Raw genomic sequence first — 16,493 nt, 5'->3', positions numbered from 1 at the left:
CCGCCGACGCGGTCAGCAGACGAGATGCACGGCGTAGCTTGGGTAGACTGCGCTGTCATAGGTTTGGCGCCAGACATGGCCTGACGTGTTACAGCCGGTTTTGCGCGCAGCGGCTGCGCGAGCAGCCTCCGACACATCAGCCGTTTGCGCATTGGCCGGTGTGCCTGACTGGCGGAAGGTGGCAAATCTCAGATCGCCCACCGCCACGAGGTTCATGCTCATCTGGCGGCCCGCGACGCGGACGGGCTGTGCGGAAGCCGTCGCGCCTGCATCAAAGGCCACCTGCGCGGCCGACGTCAGGCGCGCGTCGTCCCCCACGAAGGCTTGTACGGCGCGTTCGGATGCGCGGGAGGCGGGCTCGTAGAAGTTTGCCGGATTAAACGCCGGATACGCGCCGCCGCGCAACGGATAGCTGGGATCCATAACAGAGCGCGGCTCGCCGAAATAGGCTGGCTCCATGTCCATGTTACAGGCGGTCAGTGTCAGTGCTGCGGCAGCAATCATCAATGGTTTCACAGGAGCCCCTCCATCCAGTGTTTGGTGCAACCTGCCCTGCCCCATGCCCGAATGTCAAAGACTCGTTGGGGCCTTGTCTTGGGCCAACTCGACGGGCCGAAGGCGCGGGCTATTTTGCGCAGTATCGAATTGAAAGGGACCAAAATGACTTTCAAGACCACATTGCGTTATCTTTTGGCGGCCACACTCGCGATCTGGGCAAGCCTCAGCCCTGCACAGGACGCGCCGGAGACAGGTATTCAGAACACGATCACCGCACAAATCGAGGCCTTCAAACTCGATGACTTCGCCACTGCCTTCACCTTCGCGAGCCCGTCGATCCAGGGCATGTTTGGCACGCCCGAGCGGTTTGGCGAGATGGTTCAGCGCGGCTATCCCATGGTCTGGCGTCCGGCGGATGTGCGGTATCTGGAACTCCGCGAGATCGCCGGCGCGCTTTGGCAGAAGGTTCAGATCACCGACAGCGCAGGCAACCTGCATTTTCTGGACTACCGCATGAGCCCCAGCGAAAATGGATGGAAAATCAGTGGCGTACAGATCCTGAAAGCGCCGGATGTGAGCGCTTAGCGCACGAGCGCCCAGAGGGCGTGTAGACGATCCTGCCACATGCTGCGCAATGCCTGACGGCCAGTCTTGGTTTGGTTCGCCAAAGACGTTGCGCACTTGGGCATCGCCCGGTGCAAAAGCACGATCATGGCACCCGCCCCTGCGGCGGCGGCCAGAAAGGCGGGAAGCCGAAGGGAATTTCCGTCCAGGATCACTCGACAGACAGTGAGAGCCAAGCCGTTTGACCCGCGCCGGATAGCCTGACCCACCACGTGGGCGCAGGTCTGCTAGAACAGGAGCAGAGGCCACGGCATCAGACTGATCCAGCCTCAGCCACCTGGTCCGCAATCAATACAGCGCAGCGGTGGGTTGGGACCGAACTCCAGCGTTGCCGCTAGATTACGCAGGGCTGTGCGCAGGCCTTCTTCGATCACCGGATGATAGAACGGGCGTTGCAAGACCTCGGTCACGGTCAGCTTGCTCTCGATGCTCCAAGCCAGAAGGTGAGCCAGGTGCTCCGCCGCCGGGCCGATGATCTCTGCCCCCAGAAGCAAGCCGGTGTCGCGTTCGCCATAGACCCGCAAAAGGCCAACATTTTTGCCGATCACACGGGCGCGGCCCTGATCCTCGAAAGAGACTTCGCCATGGGCAAAATCGACGCCCGCCTCGCTCAAAGCCTTGTGGCCCCGGCCGATCACGGCGATCTGCGGATCAGAGAACACCACGCCCAACGGGGTGCGGCGTGCGCGCCGGTAGACGTCAGGGTATCTCGCGGCATTCTCGCCCGCGATGCGGCCCTCGTCGGCGGCCTCATGCAGCAGCGGCAGGTCAATAGCGGCGTCACCGGTCACAAAGATCGAGGATATGCCATCCTTTGAGGACTTTGCGCGTAGGGACATCGGGTCAATCTCGGGCGCGCCACGCTCGTCAAGGATCAGCGAGGTGTTTTCCAGCCCGATCTTGTCGAGGTTTGGCCTACGCCCGGTCGCTGCGAGAAGATAATCAAATCGCTCTTCGCCCGTGTCGGACGGGTCGTTGCGATTGGTCCAGGAGACGACGACCTCATCGCCCTCGCGCGTGATGCGGGTGTCTGCGTCGAAATGCGCGCTGAATTCTCCGCCAAAGGTCTTGCGGGCGTAGGCGACAAGCTCCGGATCGCTCAGCGGGCCAACGCCATTGCCAAGGCCAAAGAGATGCACCCGCACCCCAAGCCGCGACAGCGCCTGACCCAGTTCCAGCCCGATCACACCGGCGCCAAAGACAACTGCTGATCGGGGCAGATCGGTCCAGTCGAACACGTCGTCGTTGATGATCAAACGATCCCCGGCCGCCTCAAACGGGGGCGGGATGATCGGGCGTGATCCCGTGGCCACAATCACGCTGCGCGCTGTCAGCCGGGTGCCATCGGCCAGGGCAAGCGTATTGTCATCGACAAATGTCGCGTTCTGGCGGATCAGGTGGCGTGGGTCAAACCCTTCGACTGCCTCCTTGACGAAGCCGACAAAGCGATCCCGCTCGCTGCGCACCCGGTTCATGACGGCAACACCATCGACCGAGACGTCGCCCACATGTACCCCGAATTGTGCGGTGTGGCGCGCCTCATGCGCGGCATCGGCCGCGGCAATCAGCAGCTTGGACGGCATGCAGCCCACCCGCGCGCAGGTTGTACCCAAGGTGCCGCCATCAATCAGCGCGACACGGTCGGTCTGTTTTGCAGCCTCGCGATAGGCGGCCATGCCTGCCGTCCCCGCGCCCAGGATGGCGACATCTACATCATAGTGTTGCATTGCTTCGTCTTTCCTTGTGGGGGCTTAGGCTGCTGTCGCAGGCCGCAACAACGCATCAAGGCCGCCCGCGCTGTTGAGTACGGCAAGGTCATCGTACCCGCCGACATGGACATCACCGATGAAAATCTGCGGCACGGTCGTCCGGCCTCCAGAGCGCTGGATCATTTCCCTGCGCCGCGCCTCATCCTCAGAAATCTCGAAATTGGTGAAGCGAACGCCTTTGCCGGTCAGGAGCGACTTGGCGGCCTTGCAGAACGGGCAGTAATCCTTGGTGTAAAGTGTGACTTGGGGGCTCATGTCTTTGGCTTTCATTTGAAATTTGGAAATGCGACCCGGCCTCCAGAGACCGGGTCGGCAGCGTATCAGCTATTGCGTGCGATGCGTTTCACGGCATCTCCGGCCAGAAAGACCGCAGCTGCCAGCAGCACAATGTCCTTGAGCAGGAACTGTCCCGGAACAACGGAAAGGGCGGGAAAGCCGCCAAGGCTGGGCTCGGTCACGGGGGCAGTGAACAGGAAGCTGGCTGTCACGAGGAAGGTGGCAACCGCGCCAAGCGCGCCAAGCAGGGCCGCTTTGGGGAACTTTGCGCCTGCGATGATGAGCGCAGCTACGGCGATCTCGGTCGCGCCGATGAGGTTTGACGCGCCTTGCACGCTAAACACGCTATAGAGCCAGTTGGTCAGGGGGCTTGATGCAACCAACCCTTCGATAGCTCCGGCCTCATAGGCGGTGAACTTCATCGCACCGATCCAGCCCAGAACAGTTGCAGTGGTGAAGCGGATGCCCTGGACACCGGCTTTTGTGATGCTATCGCCAAGTGCGATCAAATCGTTCGAAGCATTTGCGGGGGCGTAAGTTGCGTCTGACATTTTGGTTCTCCTTTATTGACCAATCGGTCTTTAATTGGGTATGAGTGCGCTGTGTCGTTACCGATGACGCAGAGGTAGAGATTAAAGACCGTTTGGTCAACAATTGCTTTTTCACAGGTAAGCGAGGTTTATTACAGATGCAGCAACCCGGACGACCGCGCGAATTCGACCCCGATGAAACGCTTTCCAAGATCATGCAGCTGTTTTGGGAAAACGGATATGAAGCGACCGGCCTGAGTGAGATCATGTCGGCCACAGGCCTTGGCAAGGCCAGCCTTTATAAAGCGTTTGGCAATAAGCAGTCGATGTACCTGAAGGCGCTGACGCACTATGAAGGCGTGATGGTCGATGCGGCGGTTGCCTTGCTTCGCTCCAAAGACCTGGCTCCACTTGACCGAATTGATGCCTTTCTGTCATCGCCCATTGCGGCCGTGCGTGATCATCATGACCGACGCGGTTGTTTCCTGTGCAACGCCGCCGCGGACCGCGCCTCGCTTGATGATGAAACACGCGCGCTCGTTCAGAAAGGCTATGACAAGATGCGCAAGAGCCTGATTGCATCACTGTCTGATGCCTTGCCGCAGATGTCGCGCCAAGCCATCGCAGTGCGCGCAGAGAGTGTTCTGACGCTTTACTCAGGTCTGCGCGTTATGTCCCGCGCAGGTCAAACTGCGGAGAGGATGCTGGCGACGAAAGATCAGGTGATCAAGGATCTCAAACAGTAACCCAGCTTCAGGAACACGGAACGCGCCGCTGACCAACGTCCGCGCCCAAATGCAGCCAATGCGGCATGAACAGTCATTTTGACGCTTCTGGTTTGTTCAAAACCAGCCATTGGCGCAGCCTGTGCGAACAACGGCAGGCACCTGTGCTATTGATGTTGATGAGGCGTCAGGGGATTGTTCAGCCTGTCGCATCGCCACGGGTCTGATTGGAGCCCAAACCTTCGATGTTGCGGGCGCGGATCCAAATGGATGGCTCAAGTTATGGTCCCATGAAGCGCCGCTGCGCGTTGACAGCTATGGTGTCGCGCTGTTGCAAGTCCGCGATCAGTGGCATGGCAACATGTTTTGCAGCGTCGCCTTCCGCGTCACGGTAGCTATTTTTGCCGCTTCCAGCAGTTTCTTGATTTTGAAGTCTTCAGGCAGAGCCCCTGCTTCGGTCATGATACGACCTGCCACAGCGGTAGCCATGTCCGTGAGCGCCTCGCCTGTTCGATACGGGAGTGGTTTACCCTCACCTTCCAGACCGCCCACTTTGCCCTCGACAAGCGCCTTTTGAATGTGCCGCTCTACCAAACGGTCAAAGGACTGGACCATGATGCAATCGCAATTGTCTCTTTGCGCCTCCCAAATGTCCCATGGATTGCGACATTTCCCCTGAGTTCTGAAGAACCAGACTTGAGACATTGATCGCCGAAGGACTTCGTCCGGACATCTCGCGTTTTCCCATTCTCTCGGAAGGTCGCCAAATGGCCTCCACGGGTATCGGTACACATGAAACCAGGGCACGCGTTTTTCAGTGCGCCTACTTCCCGTTGCTCACGGTCCGAACGCTCCTCTCAGCCTGCGTTAACTCCCTGTTGATACTTCTGCCCCCTCAGGATTTCGGGCCACGGTCATTGCCGCTGCGCCCCAATGATCAGTTTGGGAAAGGGATCGCGATGAACAAGGCAATCACCGAAGGCGTGATTTTCATGCCACCTGCTTTTGCGGATGGTCTGGCGGTGTGGTCGAGCGAGGATGGCAGGCCGGGCACGGACACTTACGACAACGCGGCCAATGCTGCAGTGGTAACCGCAGATCAGGATTTCGGCGGCTGCATCGAATTGCAGAAGACCGAAGGCACCCAGCGGTTGCGCTACATGGGCGAGACCCCGCTTTTGCCCGGGTGTTACTTGCGGATCAAAGCTCGGGTCAAAGCCATATCGGGCGCTTTGCCGACCCTGCGCATCGCGGGCTTCGCTGCGCGCTCTAACGGCTCGGCTGTTCCCGGCTTGACAACCACTGGCCCGGAGACGGAGCTGACCAGCTATGGCTCCGTGGTTGAGATCGATGCGATCGTTGGCCCCGGCGCCCGTGGCGGTGTTGATCTGGCCTGGGGGACGGAACCGGTCTACGGGCATTTTGGCCTCGATCTGACCGGCCCCAATGGCGGTTTGGTTCGCATTGATGATCTCTCGATTGAAGATGTCACCTCCGTGTTCATCACGGACATGATGGGCAGTGTCGACGTGCGCGACTATGGCGCCATCGGCGATGCCCTGACAGATTCATCGGCCGCTTTTGAAGCCGCAGATACAGCCGCCAATGGGCGCGAAGTTTTTGTACCTGCGGGCGTCTATCGCCTCGACGATGACGTCACGATCAATTCGCGGATCCGCTTTGAAGGCAATGTCGAGATGCCCAGAAGCCGGATTTTGTCTCTGACGAAGAATTTTGACCTTTCGACCTATATCGATGCGTTTGGCGATGAAGAATTGGCTTTCAAGAAAGCCTTTCAGGCGCTCTTGAACAATTCGGATCATGAAGGGCTTGACCTTGGCGGACGTCGTCTGACCATCGATGGTCCGATCGATATGGCCGATGCGGTTGCGAACAAAACCTCCTATGCGCAGCGTCGCCACATCCGGAACGGGCAGTTCTTCATCAATAGCGGCTCCAACTGGGACCCTGATGTCTTCACGTCACCCGCGACCTACACAGCCAGCGATGAATTCACGCTGCGCGATGTCGACAACGTCGCCAATATTCCGATTGGATCGCTTGTTACCGGCGCGGGCGTTGGGCGCGAAATCTATGTCCGAGAGAAGAACGTAGGCGCTGGCGAAATCACACTTTCCCAACCGCTCTACAGTTCGACAGGCCGCCAGACGTTTACCTTCACGCGCTTCAAATACGTTCTGGATTTCAGCGGTTTTGATCGGCTTGATCTGTTCTCGCTCTCCGATATCGAGATCAACTGCCGCGAAGAGGCCAGCGGCGTCATGCTCGCGCGCTCGGGCGTTGCTTGCCAGATGCGCGATTGCATGATCACGCGGCCCGGTCATCGCGGCATCTCTTCGCCGGGATATGGCTGTCAGGGTCTCTTGGTGGATCGCTGCCAGTTCATTTCCAAAGAAGGGGGCGTTCCGACAGGCGACCGGGAAACCATTGCGCTCAACGCCAATGCGAACGACGTCAAGTTGCGCAACAACCGTGCAACCCAATTCCGGCACTTCGCGATCCTGTCCGGCGCGCACAATATCGTCTCGGGCAATCACTTCTTTCAGGGAGGCACGGCAAATGGGCCGCGAACCGCAGGCCTCGTGCTGACCTTACGTTCATGCAACACCACTGTTGTCGGCAATTACATCGACAATTGCATGATTGAATGGACCAATGAGCGCGAGCCGGAGCCGGATTTCACGGGCGGCTTCGGATTTGCGGGCCTGTCGATCACAAACAACATCTTCTTGTGCTCTCAAGTACTTACGTCGTTCTCGCCCATCATCGTGAAGCCGTTTGGCACGGGCCATCGGATCAATGGCATGGCTGTGACGGGCAACCTTTTCCGGGTGGTTCAGGCAACCATTGAGCGCGTCGAACGGGTCGACACGACCTTTGCCGATCTCGATTTCGGGGCCATGCGCTCCGTCGATTTCTCGAACAACACCTACCATAACGTCGAATACGGCACGTCCAATCCCGTGGTGATCACGCATGATCAAAACACCGCTTCGGCGACCTGGACTGTATCCGGCGAGAACTTCCTCGCCTTTGGAGGCCGGGCCCGCGAGGTCGATGCCATTGCTCCGCGCGGCCGTATTCAGGACGGCAATGGAGATACGGTCTATGCGATGCCTTACACGCAGTTGGAGCAAGGGTCTGAGGCGCAGGATGTGCGTTTGAGGTGGCCAGAGGCGGTCCGGGGCGAAATGCGTGTGACGATGCGCATGGACCGGTAGAGGATCCAGCACAAGTGACCCCAGAAGGGCGCTCCAAGTATGGAGCGCCCTTTTGCCATTGGCCTCAAAGCAACCGCGCTTTAACCTGTGACCATGACAAATCCTTTGCGCGAGATGGATGACGAGGCCCGCGGCCTGATCGCGGATCTGCTGACGCGGACCCGGCATGGCGCGCTTGCGGTCACGGACCCGGAGGACAACCTCCCCAATATTTCCCGGATCGCCTTGGCGCGCGCCCCCGATGGTGCGCCACTGTCTCTGATCTCGGACCTGTCGCAACACGCAACCGCACTCAAGGCCAACCCGAATGCGGCGATCTTGCTGGGCGAGCCCGGGTCAAAAGGGGATCCGCTGACCCATCCGCGGCTCAGCCTGCGCGTCACGGCGCGCTTTATTCGCCATGGATCAGACGACCATGCCCCCCTCGCCCGCCACTACCTGTCACAATACCCCAAGGCCAAACTCTACATTGGCTTTGGCGACTTTGCGCTGGTCCATTTCACGGTACGGGACGGTCTGCTAAATGGCGGCTTTGGCAAGGCCTATCCGGTCACATCGGAAGATATCTTGACGGCCTAGAAATCCCGCCACAGCCCAAGCGCGAGTGAGGATTGCTCGGGCGTATCCGCCAGGATCCGCAGCCCGATCGCGACATGGCTATCCTCGAACATGGGGATTACAACGGAGGGCGCGTAGGTCACAAAGGTTTCGTCCTCAATGCGCATCGTGAAGACCTGCATCATAGCTTTCCAACCCCCTTCAAAACTGAGGCCCAGAGTTCCGTCGACCTTGATCTCGGGCGCCGCCACTTCGTGAGACCCCTCCAACGGGCCATGCCACGACGCCTCAAGCGTGGCCCAACCCGACCTGTCACCCAGGGAAAAGCCGCGCCCATAGGCCAGACCAATGCCGAAATGTTGGGTCTCGGCCTCTTCTGCCCGGGTCGTGATGCGCTCCTCATCAGGGTTAAATCCCTCAAAGATCACCTCCTGACCTTCGAACTCCGGCGCAAAGAACCGCCGCGCTGTGACTGTCTCCCGATATTCAAACTGGCGGTGGGTGTAGCTCAATTCCACAGAGAGGGCATGCGGTCCCCGTTGCAGGAGCCCGATGCCGAGATGGACCTGTGCCTCCAACCCTGCCTCTGTGCCTCGGGAAAACTTGCCCCCAAGGCTCAGCTTAGGCGTCAAACCATATTCACCGTAGAGCGACGAGTATTGAGAGAGCTCGCCATCCTCTGCCTCATAGACTTCGGTCGCCGTCGAGACAAAGGCAGTCCCCACGCCGCGCGGCCAAGGCCCCGCCGCGACAAGGCCCGGCACGATGAGCAACCACATGATCCACAGGCGCAGCAGCATAACAGACATTTGCTTCACCTTGGTAAACAGAGGGTTAATACGCGGCGTTTTGCCAAATGGTCGTCAGAGGCAAAACCGCTTATGCCGCGTTGCAGCAATGAGGGCAGAACATGAGTGGACAGGTCATCTGCATCGCGCAGCAAAAGGGGGGCTCCGGCAAGACGACGCTCGCCATCAATCTCGCGCTTGGATTTACGCGTGCGGGAAAGTCTGTGGCGGTCATCGACACAGATCCGCAAGGCTCCATGGGGCGTTGGTTCATGACACGGCTGGAGCGTGGCGGAGAGCCGGGCCTCGAATTTGCCACCTCATCGGCCTGGGGCGTGAGCTATGAAGTGCGCAAATTGTCCGACAGTTACGACATCGTCATCATCGATACGCCCCCCAAGGCCGACAGCGATCTGCGCCCGGCCCTGCGCGCGGCTGACCTTGCGCTCGTGCCATTGGCCACCAGCCATGTGGATCTCTGGGCCACCGAAAGCGTCCTCGATCTCGCGCAGCGCGAAGATGTGCCGACCCTTGTTGTCATGACCCGTGGACGCGCGGGTACGAAACTGTCCAACGAGGTGGCCGCGCAAGTGGTCGATCTGGGATCTGATGTGGCCACACAAGGCCTCGCCAACCGGGTGATCTACGCCCAGACCATCGGCGAGGGCCGCGCCGCTGTCGAGGCAGGCGCCAGCCCGGCCCGCACAGAGGTCGACGCGCTCACCGCAGAGGTGGCGAAGCGCCTCGCGGCAGGCTAAAGGGTCATCCAAGCCTGCTTTTGCGATCACAAAGAGACCGTCCGATGACCGACCTTGCCGCCCTTCGCGCCGCCATCACCGCCGACAGCGCCGCCCGCGGGGCGCCGATCTCGAAGCTGGGCTTTTTCTGCGCGCCCTTCCGGCCCACCTCCGGCCCGCTCTCGGACCGGGTCATCAAGGTCTATCGCGGGCTCACGGATGTGGCCGCGCTGGAGCGCTTGGCCGCCTGCCATGCCGATTACGTGGCCGCCATTCTCGCCACCGGTGTGAGGATGCCCGAGACGGAATTTCACCTGCTGGAGATGGAAGACGGTGTCCGCGTGCCCGTCGTCGTGCAGGAGGCGCTCGATGTCGAGACCCTGATGCGCCCACGCATGATCGCCGATCCGCTCCCCCGCACGCTGGAACACATGGAAGCGGCGGGCCATGTGGTCGCGCGCTTCTGGACCCGGACCGATCTCGACGCCACCCGCATCGGCTTTCACCCGTCGATCCGCAATCTCGCCATAGTGGACGGTGAAGGCGTGTTCTTCGACACCTTCCCGCCGCTCATTCACTATTCCCGAGATGAGATGGGCGCGATGCTGGCCACCTATTCGGACAAACCCTTGATGCGCGTTCTGGCGCCTTTTATGCGGCGCAAGCTGACCGCCGTGCAGGATGAGTGGTATTCGCCGCCCGAGACGCTGGTCGGTTTGGTGGGCTCGGCCTGTCGGTTGCGTCCCGATGATGCGCCCGCCTATCTCGATTGGGGCCGTGATTTCGCGCGTCGCGAGATGACACCATGGCAAGACGAAATTCTGCCGGAGCTGGCCGAACCGCCACGGCTGTCGGGTCTCTGGACGGGCATGCGCAAGGTGCTGGGCCTGCAGGGCGAGCCCAACGTCTGAAGGGCTGCGCCAGCCCCTCCCACGGGCTGGTGCTTTGTCGAAGCAGAGCACAGCAGAATTTCTGCGCCCTGACACGGCCCCCATAAAGCGCGTCGACCATCCGTAGCATGCACCACCCCAGGGGCTGGCCCAGCCCTCACACCGACGGCACAACCGGACAGGCGCGAAACGCCTCAACCGCCGGACCCGCCCCGCTCAGATCAAAGGGCACCGCCGCATCGCCCAAAAGCGCCACGGCCCGCTCATTGTACTGCAACCCGGCAAGCACGTTGCCAAACCCGCTGTCGCGCACCGAGAGCGTCTCGCCCTCCACAACATGCCGGTCCGTCGAGATCATCAAACCGCGCGGCCCTTCAAAGCGCAGTGCAAAGACCGGCCCCTCGGGCCAGCCCCCGGGCCGCGTGATGTGAATGGCATATTCCGGCAGGCGCGCATCATAAGTCACTTCAACCGCAACCGGCCCCTCCAGACGCAGGGTACAGATCGGCTCGGGCGAGAAGTCCCAAGCAGCAGCGGGGCCAGCCATCAGACCGGCGAGAAGAGCCAGATATCGCATGGGCGAAAGATAGCACGGCCCGTCAATTTGCCAGCCCACCGGCCGCAAACGCCAATTGTTACAATCCGCGCATATGCCAGCACATGGCCGTGAGCCCTCTGTCACAAACCTTTCAAACCGGAAAAAAGCCGCAATATTGATTTGCAACGGACGGTGCTTGAACCTTTTGTTAACCGTTCCTAAGTAAATGTTAATCAGATCAACATGCGCCCCAAAAACAGCGCGTTCCAACACACAGGGTAACCGATGGCCAACTACGCAAATCTCCCCGCACCAACGCCGGAAGGCGGTTTGTCGCGCTACATGCAGGAAATCCGCAAATTCCCCCTGCTGGAGCCCGAAGAAGAATACATGCTCGCCAAACGCTGGGTCGAGCAGGAAGATACCGAAGCGGCCCACAAGATGGTCACATCGCATCTGAGGCTCGCGGCCAAGATCGCCATGGGCTATCGCGGCTACGGTCTGCCGCAGGCCGAGGTGATCTCGGAGGCCAACGTGGGCCTCATGCAGGCGGTCAAACGCTTTGATCCCGAGAAGGGCTTCCGCCTCGCGACCTATGCCATGTGGTGGATCCGGGCCTCCATTCAGGAGTATATCCTGCGCTCCTGGAGTCTCGTGAAACTGGGCACCACAAGCGCGCAGAAGAAGCTCTTTTTCAACCTGCGCAAGGCGAAAGCCCGGATTGGCGCTCTGGAGGATGGTGATCTGCGGCCCGAGAATGTGGCGCGCATCGCCAATGATCTGGGTGTGACGGAACAGGAAGTTATCTCGATGAACCGGCGCATGTCGGGCGGCGATGCCTCGCTCAACGCGACTGTCGGCTCCGAGGGCGAAGGCACGATGCAATGGCAGGATTGGCTCGAGGATGAAGATGCCGATCAGGCGAGCGATTATGAAGCCCGCGATGAGCTCGAGGCGCGCCGCGCGCTCCTGGCGAAGTCAATGGACGTTCTCAACGACCGCGAGAAAGACATCCTCGTCAAGCGCCGCCTGTCAGACAATCCGCTGACGCTGGAAGAGCTCTCGGGCGAATATGACGTCAGCCGCGAGCGCATCCGCCAGATCGAGGTCCGCGCTTTTGAAAAGCTGCAAAAGAAGATGCGCGATCTGGCGAAAGAGCAAGGCATGCTGACCTCCGCCTGATCACCGCTCGTAAGGCACGTCAGGCCAAAACCGCCGGGTCCCTCCAGCCCGGCGGTTTTTTGTGTCGCGCAAGACGCGCTCGGCGGCAACCGCCCCTACGAGGCGGTCAAGCGTGCGCCAAACACACGTCAGACAAAGTCAAACTCGAAATCACTCGCAGTCAGGGCGAGATGCCCATCGAGCATGATACTGACCGTGTCATAGCTCAGATCGGTATGAAACACGCGGGCATGCACATTGGTGACCGCGCCATGTGTGCTGTCGGCGTCGTGCGTATAACGCACTTCGTTCAGGAAAAAGGATGAAAACCCGGAGGCTTCACCCAGAAACAGAAAGTCATCGAAAATCGCCTTCTGCTCCGCAAACAAGGCGATGCGATCGTCTCCGTCGCCAAAGTCTGCGATGAAATCAACCGCTTGGCCGCCGCCGGAATCGCCGCGCATGGAAAAAGCAAAGGTGTCAGCGCCTGCCCCGCCGGACAAAAAATCTCCCTCGCCGAAGAGGACATTCCCCCCGCCGACAATGTAATCGTCGCCGTCCATCCCCAGCAAGGTATCGGCGCCGCTGCCGCCGAGGAGCCTGTTGTCGTTATTGTTACCGATGAGGATATCGTCAAAGTTCGAGCCTCTGACGTTCTCGATGCCGGTCAGCACATCGCCTTCGGCAAAACCGCCGCTGCCCGTGCCGCTCATGAGGTTGACCGTAACGGCACCAGACTGGATCAGAGACAAGTCTGGGCCGAAGAACCCGCCCGCGTAAGACACCGTATCACTGCCCGAGCCGCCATCGATGGTATCGGCACCAAGGCCACTCACCAGTGTATCGTCGCCCGATCCGCCATTCAGAAAGGTTCCCGCCTCTTTGGCAACCAACACATCGTCGCCCCCAAGGCCGTGGAGGATACGGATCGTTCCGTTTGCAACAAGAAAATCGTCACTATTCGTGCCATAAAGGATCAACTGATCCCAAATCGGCCTAATTCCTCTGAAAGGCATGATCAGCCCCCTCAAATCTGTTCAGTTGTGAAAAGGCGAGGATACCATAAATCGCCGTCGCAAACCACAGAACCTGCGGAGAGAAGGCGGCCTCACCCCGGAACAGGCCCGAACCGGCCCCAAGCGGGCAACGGTCTGACCGACCGGGTCACGCCAGCACACTGCGGCTTGTCCTGCGCCGCTTCCCGACCTTGTGCCGCAATGGTCGCGTGTTGCTTAGGGACGGGAGGAATGACCAGATGGGCATGCGATACGACGACGCCGCAGCAGAGCGGCTTGAGGCGGTGTATCTCGGGCCCGATGTTGTGGCGCAACGCGACGATACCTTGCGACGGCTCGCGATCCAGACGGACGAGCGCGTTCTCGATATTGGAAGCGGGCCCGGCTTTCTCGCCACACAGCGCATCACGCAGGACTGGCTCAGCTACCGCACCGCCGATGCCGCCGACCTGCCCTTCGAAGACGGCGCTTTCGACGTCGTTGTCAGCACACAGGTGGCTGAGTATGTGCCCGACATCGCGCAGTTTTGCCGGGAGGTGCATCGGGTGTTGAAGCCCGGGGCCGCGCGCTGATCCTGGCCACGGATTGGGACGGCATCTGCTGGCATAGTGCGGATCCCGACCGCATAGACCGGGTTCTGCGAGCCTTTGCCCCCCATTGCGCCGATAGCAGACTGCCGCGCACATTAGGCGCGCGGCTCAGGAGCGCCGGTCTGGTCGTTGATGAGGTGAGCTATTTCCCCATCGTCAATCTTGACCGCTACGAGGGCTGTTACGGCGAGATGGTGGTGCCGTTCATTCTGGCCTATGTGGCCGGACAACAGACCATCCCCGAGGAGGAGCTTCAGGCCTGGGCAGAGGAACAGGCCACGCTGAATGCCCGTGGAGAGCATTTCTTCTCGACAGGACGGTTCAGTTTTGAGGTCAGCAAACCGGCCTGACGCCAATGGCAAAGCTCCGCAAGGCGGCGTCATCCCCACCCGCGCATCACCCCCGCGCCCCAGATGCAAGGACGGCATCCCGGCAAAGGGTGATCACTGTCTCGCAGCGTCCACCCTCAGGGCGGAGGGGCGATTGTCCGGCGAATATGACTTGAGCCGCGAACGCATCGGCCAGATCGAGATCCGCGCGATTGCAAAAGCTGCGAAGAAAGTTGCGCGACATGGCGAAAGAACAAGGCATGCTCGCCTCCGCCTAATCCAAGGTTCCTCCAGATGTTCCCTCGTAAGGCACAACAAAACGAAGGCCCCGGAGATGTCTCCGAGGCCTTCTTTGCATCTGGGTTAGACCCTCACGCGCGCTGTTTGCGACGGTAGCCCAGCCCGAACAACGCCAGCAGCCCACCAGCCGCAAGCGGCAGGGCGGCAGGCAAAGGCACAGGGGCCACGGTCCCGGATATGTCGAATATGAAGGACCCGCCGCCACTAATACCGGAGCCGCTCATGTCAATTGACACGGAATTGGCCGTGAAACTTACCACGGGCGTGCCTGTTGTCTCGGTGCCCGTGACGGCGACGCCTGTGATCGGCATGCCGAAATCCAGCCCGGTGAAGTTGAAACCGTTAAACGTGTCTGTCCCGGTAAACTGAGAGAAGCCAATGCTAGAGTTTGGCGCGCCATCATAGGCCATGATGATCTGCGTTGCGGTCAGATCGACGGAGAAAAGAACACCCCCAGAGCCGAAGCCGCAGGGCTCTGGGACAATATTGCAATCAAATTCGACCGCGCCGCTCACGGTTGCATCCGTCGATACTTCCGAGAGCACACTGCCATCGACTTCGACCAATCGCTGCATGGTGATATCATCACCGGTGAGATCAAACGTGGCCGCATGCGCCCCGGATGCACAGGCAAGCGCGATCACGCTGGCGGCACATGTTTTGGATAAAGACATAGGAATACTCCCCTGTTGGTTTAATACGCATAAAATTACTTACGTTCTGAACCTTACGCTGCATCTGAGAGTCTGGCAATGCCGACCGCTGACCCGCCCAGCCCCTTGAATTCCCCCCCTAAACGCGCTTGGGTAAGCGCACAAAAAAGGGGAGAGGACAGCCATGGATCACGTCAGATGGGGCATTCTGGGCGCCGCGAATTTTGCCAGACAGCATATGGCCCCGGCGCTGCACCGCGCCGCGCGCGGGAGCCTCGCGGCGCTGGCCACCTCCAGTGCTGACAAGGCCAAACCCTTTATTGAGCTCGCCCCCGGGCTGGAGATCTTTGACAGCTATGATGCCCTGCTGGCCTCTGACAGCATCGACGCCGTCTACATCCCCCTGCCCAATCACCTGCATATCGAATGGAGCCTCAAGGCGTTGGAGGCGGGCAAACATGTGCTCGTCGAAAAGCCCCTCGCGATGGAGGCCGCAGGTTTTGACCCGGTCATCGTCAAGCGCGACGCAACCGGGCTGGTGGCCGCAGAGGCCTATATGGTCGTGCATCACCCGCAATGGCACAAGGCGCGCGATCTGTTGCAAGCGGGCGAGGTTGGCGAGCTGGTCCAGATCGACAGCGTCTTCAGCTACAACAATGCCGAAGATGGCGGCAATATCCGCAACCGCCCCGAGACCGGCGGCGGTGCGATCCCTGACATAGGCGTCTATACCTACGGCACCGCGCGCTTTGTCACGGGCGAAGAGCCTGAGGAGATCCTCTCGGCCGAGGTGCGTTGGGAGAATGATGTCGATGTCTGGTCCCAGATCACCGCGCGGTTTCCCTCGTTCCATTTCTCCGCCGTGAACTCCATGCGCATGCTGCCGCGTCAGGAGGTCAATATCCACGGCACCCATGGCCTGATCCGTCTGACCGCGCCCTTCAATGCCGGGGTGTTTGACACCGCGCGCGTCGAGCTGCACCGGCCGGGGCTGGAAGTCACCTCATGGCGCTGGCCGGGCGTGAACCAATATGTGTTGCAAGGTGAGGCGTTCAACGCGTCAGTGTTGGACGGGGTGGCCTACCCCTGCCCCCTGGAATTCTCGCGCGGCACACAGGCGATGATCGATCAGGTCTTCGCCAAGGCCAAGGGCTGAGCGCGGGGCAAAACCAGCCCCTGGGGTGATGCGCGGCACAGTAGCGCTTGAATATCTTGGCGCTTCCGTGCCCATGCCCCCGCGCAGCAAGACACCACGCTGAGCGAGCCAAT

General features: G+C 60.3%; 19 protein-coding genes. 10 read left to right on the top strand and 9 right to left on the bottom strand.

Going from position 1 to position 16,493, the window contains the following annotated elements; translation table 11 throughout:
- Nucleotides 1–12: 12 nt before the first annotated feature.
- Nucleotides 13–516 (bottom strand): hypothetical protein, encoded by a 504-nt coding sequence (locus ACP15S_RS03025; RefSeq protein ID WP_425038097.1) that lies wholly within the window; start codon nt 514–516, stop codon nt 13–15.
- A 144-nt stretch (nt 517–660) separates the two neighbouring features.
- Here ACP15S_RS03025 and ACP15S_RS03020 point away from each other — a divergent pair, with 144 nt between their 5' ends.
- Nucleotides 661–1,083 (top strand): DUF4864 domain-containing protein, encoded by a 423-nt coding sequence (locus tag ACP15S_RS03020; protein WP_425038096.1) that lies wholly within the window; start codon nt 661–663, stop codon nt 1,081–1,083.
- 308 nt (nt 1,084–1,391) lie between these two features.
- Here ACP15S_RS03020 and ACP15S_RS03015 read toward each other — a convergent pair whose 3' ends face one another.
- From ACP15S_RS03015 to ACP15S_RS03005, 3 genes are all read right to left on the bottom strand, one after another.
- Nucleotides 1,392–2,849 carry a dihydrolipoyl dehydrogenase gene (locus ACP15S_RS03015; protein ID WP_425038095.1) on the bottom strand — a complete coding sequence of 486 codons (1,458 nt, stop codon included), beginning with the start codon at nt 2,847–2,849 and terminating at the stop codon, nt 1,392–1,394.
- A 24-nt stretch (nt 2,850–2,873) separates the two neighbouring features.
- On the bottom strand, nt 2,874–3,146 hold the full coding sequence (grxC, locus tag ACP15S_RS03010) for a glutaredoxin 3 (protein ID WP_425038094.1): 273 nt from the start codon (nt 3,144–3,146) through the stop codon (nt 2,874–2,876).
- A 65-nt stretch (nt 3,147–3,211) separates the two neighbouring features.
- On the bottom strand, nt 3,212–3,718 hold the full coding sequence (locus tag ACP15S_RS03005) for a YkgB family protein (protein ID WP_425038093.1): 507 nt from the start codon (nt 3,716–3,718) through the stop codon (nt 3,212–3,214).
- 137 nt (nt 3,719–3,855) lie between these two features.
- On the opposite strand from ACP15S_RS03005, the gene ACP15S_RS03000 reads away from it, so the two are divergent.
- Nucleotides 3,856–4,443 carry a TetR/AcrR family transcriptional regulator gene (locus ACP15S_RS03000; protein ID WP_425038092.1) on the top strand — a complete coding sequence of 196 codons (588 nt, stop codon included), beginning with the start codon at nt 3,856–3,858 and terminating at the stop codon, nt 4,441–4,443.
- 324 nt (nt 4,444–4,767) lie between these two features.
- Here ACP15S_RS03000 and ACP15S_RS02995 read toward each other — a convergent pair whose 3' ends face one another.
- The gene (locus tag ACP15S_RS02995; RefSeq protein ID WP_425038091.1) at nt 4,768–5,037 is read right to left on the bottom strand and encodes a DnaJ family domain-containing protein; all 270 of its coding nucleotides are present in this window, start codon (nt 5,035–5,037) and stop codon (nt 4,768–4,770) included.
- Between the two features lie 344 nt (nt 5,038–5,381).
- On the opposite strand from ACP15S_RS02995, the gene ACP15S_RS02990 reads away from it, so the two are divergent.
- Both ACP15S_RS02990 and ACP15S_RS02985 read left to right on the top strand, forming a co-directional pair.
- Entirely contained in the window at nt 5,382–7,664 is a 2,283-nt protein-coding gene (locus tag ACP15S_RS02990; RefSeq protein ID WP_425038090.1) for a glycosyl hydrolase family 28-related protein, read from the top strand.
- 93 nt (nt 7,665–7,757) lie between these two features.
- Nucleotides 7,758–8,243, top strand: a complete 486-nt coding sequence (locus ACP15S_RS02985) for a HugZ family protein (protein ID WP_425039642.1) — start codon at nt 7,758–7,760, stop codon at nt 8,241–8,243.
- On the opposite strand, the gene ACP15S_RS02980 is transcribed toward ACP15S_RS02985, so the two are convergent.
- Nucleotides 8,240–9,031, bottom strand: coding sequence for a hypothetical protein (locus tag ACP15S_RS02980; RefSeq protein WP_425038089.1), 792 nt, complete (start codon nt 9,029–9,031; stop codon nt 8,240–8,242). The genes ACP15S_RS02985 and ACP15S_RS02980 overlap by 4 nt on opposite strands.
- Nucleotides 9,032–9,132: 101 nt before the next feature.
- Here ACP15S_RS02980 and parA point away from each other — a divergent pair, with 101 nt between their 5' ends.
- Together parA and ACP15S_RS02970 are read left to right on the top strand one after the other, a co-directional pair.
- On the top strand, nt 9,133–9,768 hold the full coding sequence (parA, locus tag ACP15S_RS02975; protein ID WP_425038088.1) for a ParA family partition ATPase: 636 nt from the start codon (nt 9,133–9,135) through the stop codon (nt 9,766–9,768).
- Nucleotides 9,769–9,812: 44 nt separating this feature from the next.
- Nucleotides 9,813–10,658, top strand: a complete 846-nt coding sequence (locus tag ACP15S_RS02970; protein ID WP_425038087.1) for a DUF6206 family protein — start codon at nt 9,813–9,815, stop codon at nt 10,656–10,658.
- Nucleotides 10,659–10,794: 136 nt separating this feature from the next.
- Here the strand turns inward: ACP15S_RS02970 and ACP15S_RS02965 are convergent, their stop codons facing one another.
- Nucleotides 10,795–11,214 (bottom strand): excinuclease ABC subunit B, encoded by a 420-nt coding sequence (locus ACP15S_RS02965; RefSeq protein ID WP_425038086.1) that lies wholly within the window; start codon nt 11,212–11,214, stop codon nt 10,795–10,797.
- 246 nt (nt 11,215–11,460) lie between these two features.
- On the opposite strand from ACP15S_RS02965, the gene rpoH reads away from it, so the two are divergent.
- On the top strand, nt 11,461–12,357 hold the full coding sequence (gene rpoH / locus ACP15S_RS02960) for an RNA polymerase sigma factor RpoH (protein WP_425038085.1): 897 nt from the start codon (nt 11,461–11,463) through the stop codon (nt 12,355–12,357).
- A gap of 128 nt (nt 12,358–12,485) precedes the next feature.
- On the opposite strand, the gene ACP15S_RS02955 is transcribed toward rpoH, so the two are convergent.
- Nucleotides 12,486–13,352, bottom strand: coding sequence for a calcium-binding protein (locus tag ACP15S_RS02955; protein WP_425038084.1), 867 nt, complete (start codon nt 13,350–13,352; stop codon nt 12,486–12,488).
- A gap of 239 nt (nt 13,353–13,591) precedes the next feature.
- Here ACP15S_RS02955 and ACP15S_RS02950 point away from each other — a divergent pair, with 239 nt between their 5' ends.
- Both ACP15S_RS02950 and ACP15S_RS02945 read left to right on the top strand, forming a co-directional pair.
- Nucleotides 13,592–13,924: a methyltransferase domain-containing protein gene (locus tag ACP15S_RS02950; RefSeq protein ID WP_425038083.1), complete on the top strand. Its 333-nt coding sequence runs from the start codon at nt 13,592–13,594 to the stop codon at nt 13,922–13,924.
- Nucleotides 13,879–14,292, top strand: a complete 414-nt coding sequence (locus tag ACP15S_RS02945; RefSeq protein WP_425038082.1) for a hypothetical protein — start codon at nt 13,879–13,881, stop codon at nt 14,290–14,292. The genes ACP15S_RS02950 and ACP15S_RS02945 overlap by 46 nt, the downstream gene beginning before the upstream one ends.
- Nucleotides 14,293–14,642: 350 nt before the next feature.
- Here ACP15S_RS02945 and ACP15S_RS02940 read toward each other — a convergent pair whose 3' ends face one another.
- Complete coding sequence (locus tag ACP15S_RS02940; RefSeq protein ID WP_425038081.1) at nt 14,643–15,245, bottom strand: hypothetical protein; 603 nt, start codon at nt 15,243–15,245, stop codon at nt 14,643–14,645.
- 163 nt (nt 15,246–15,408) lie between these two features.
- Here ACP15S_RS02940 and ACP15S_RS02935 point away from each other — a divergent pair, with 163 nt between their 5' ends.
- Complete coding sequence (locus tag ACP15S_RS02935; protein WP_425038080.1) at nt 15,409–16,380, top strand: Gfo/Idh/MocA family protein; 972 nt, start codon at nt 15,409–15,411, stop codon at nt 16,378–16,380.
- Nucleotides 16,381–16,493: the final 113 nt, after the last annotated feature.

The organism is Primorskyibacter sp. S187A, from assembly GCF_049800955.1.
Classification (GTDB): Bacteria; Pseudomonadota; Alphaproteobacteria; order Rhodobacterales; family Rhodobacteraceae; genus JAKVBH01.
This window is presented reverse-complemented; position numbering and strand designations above follow the sequence as displayed.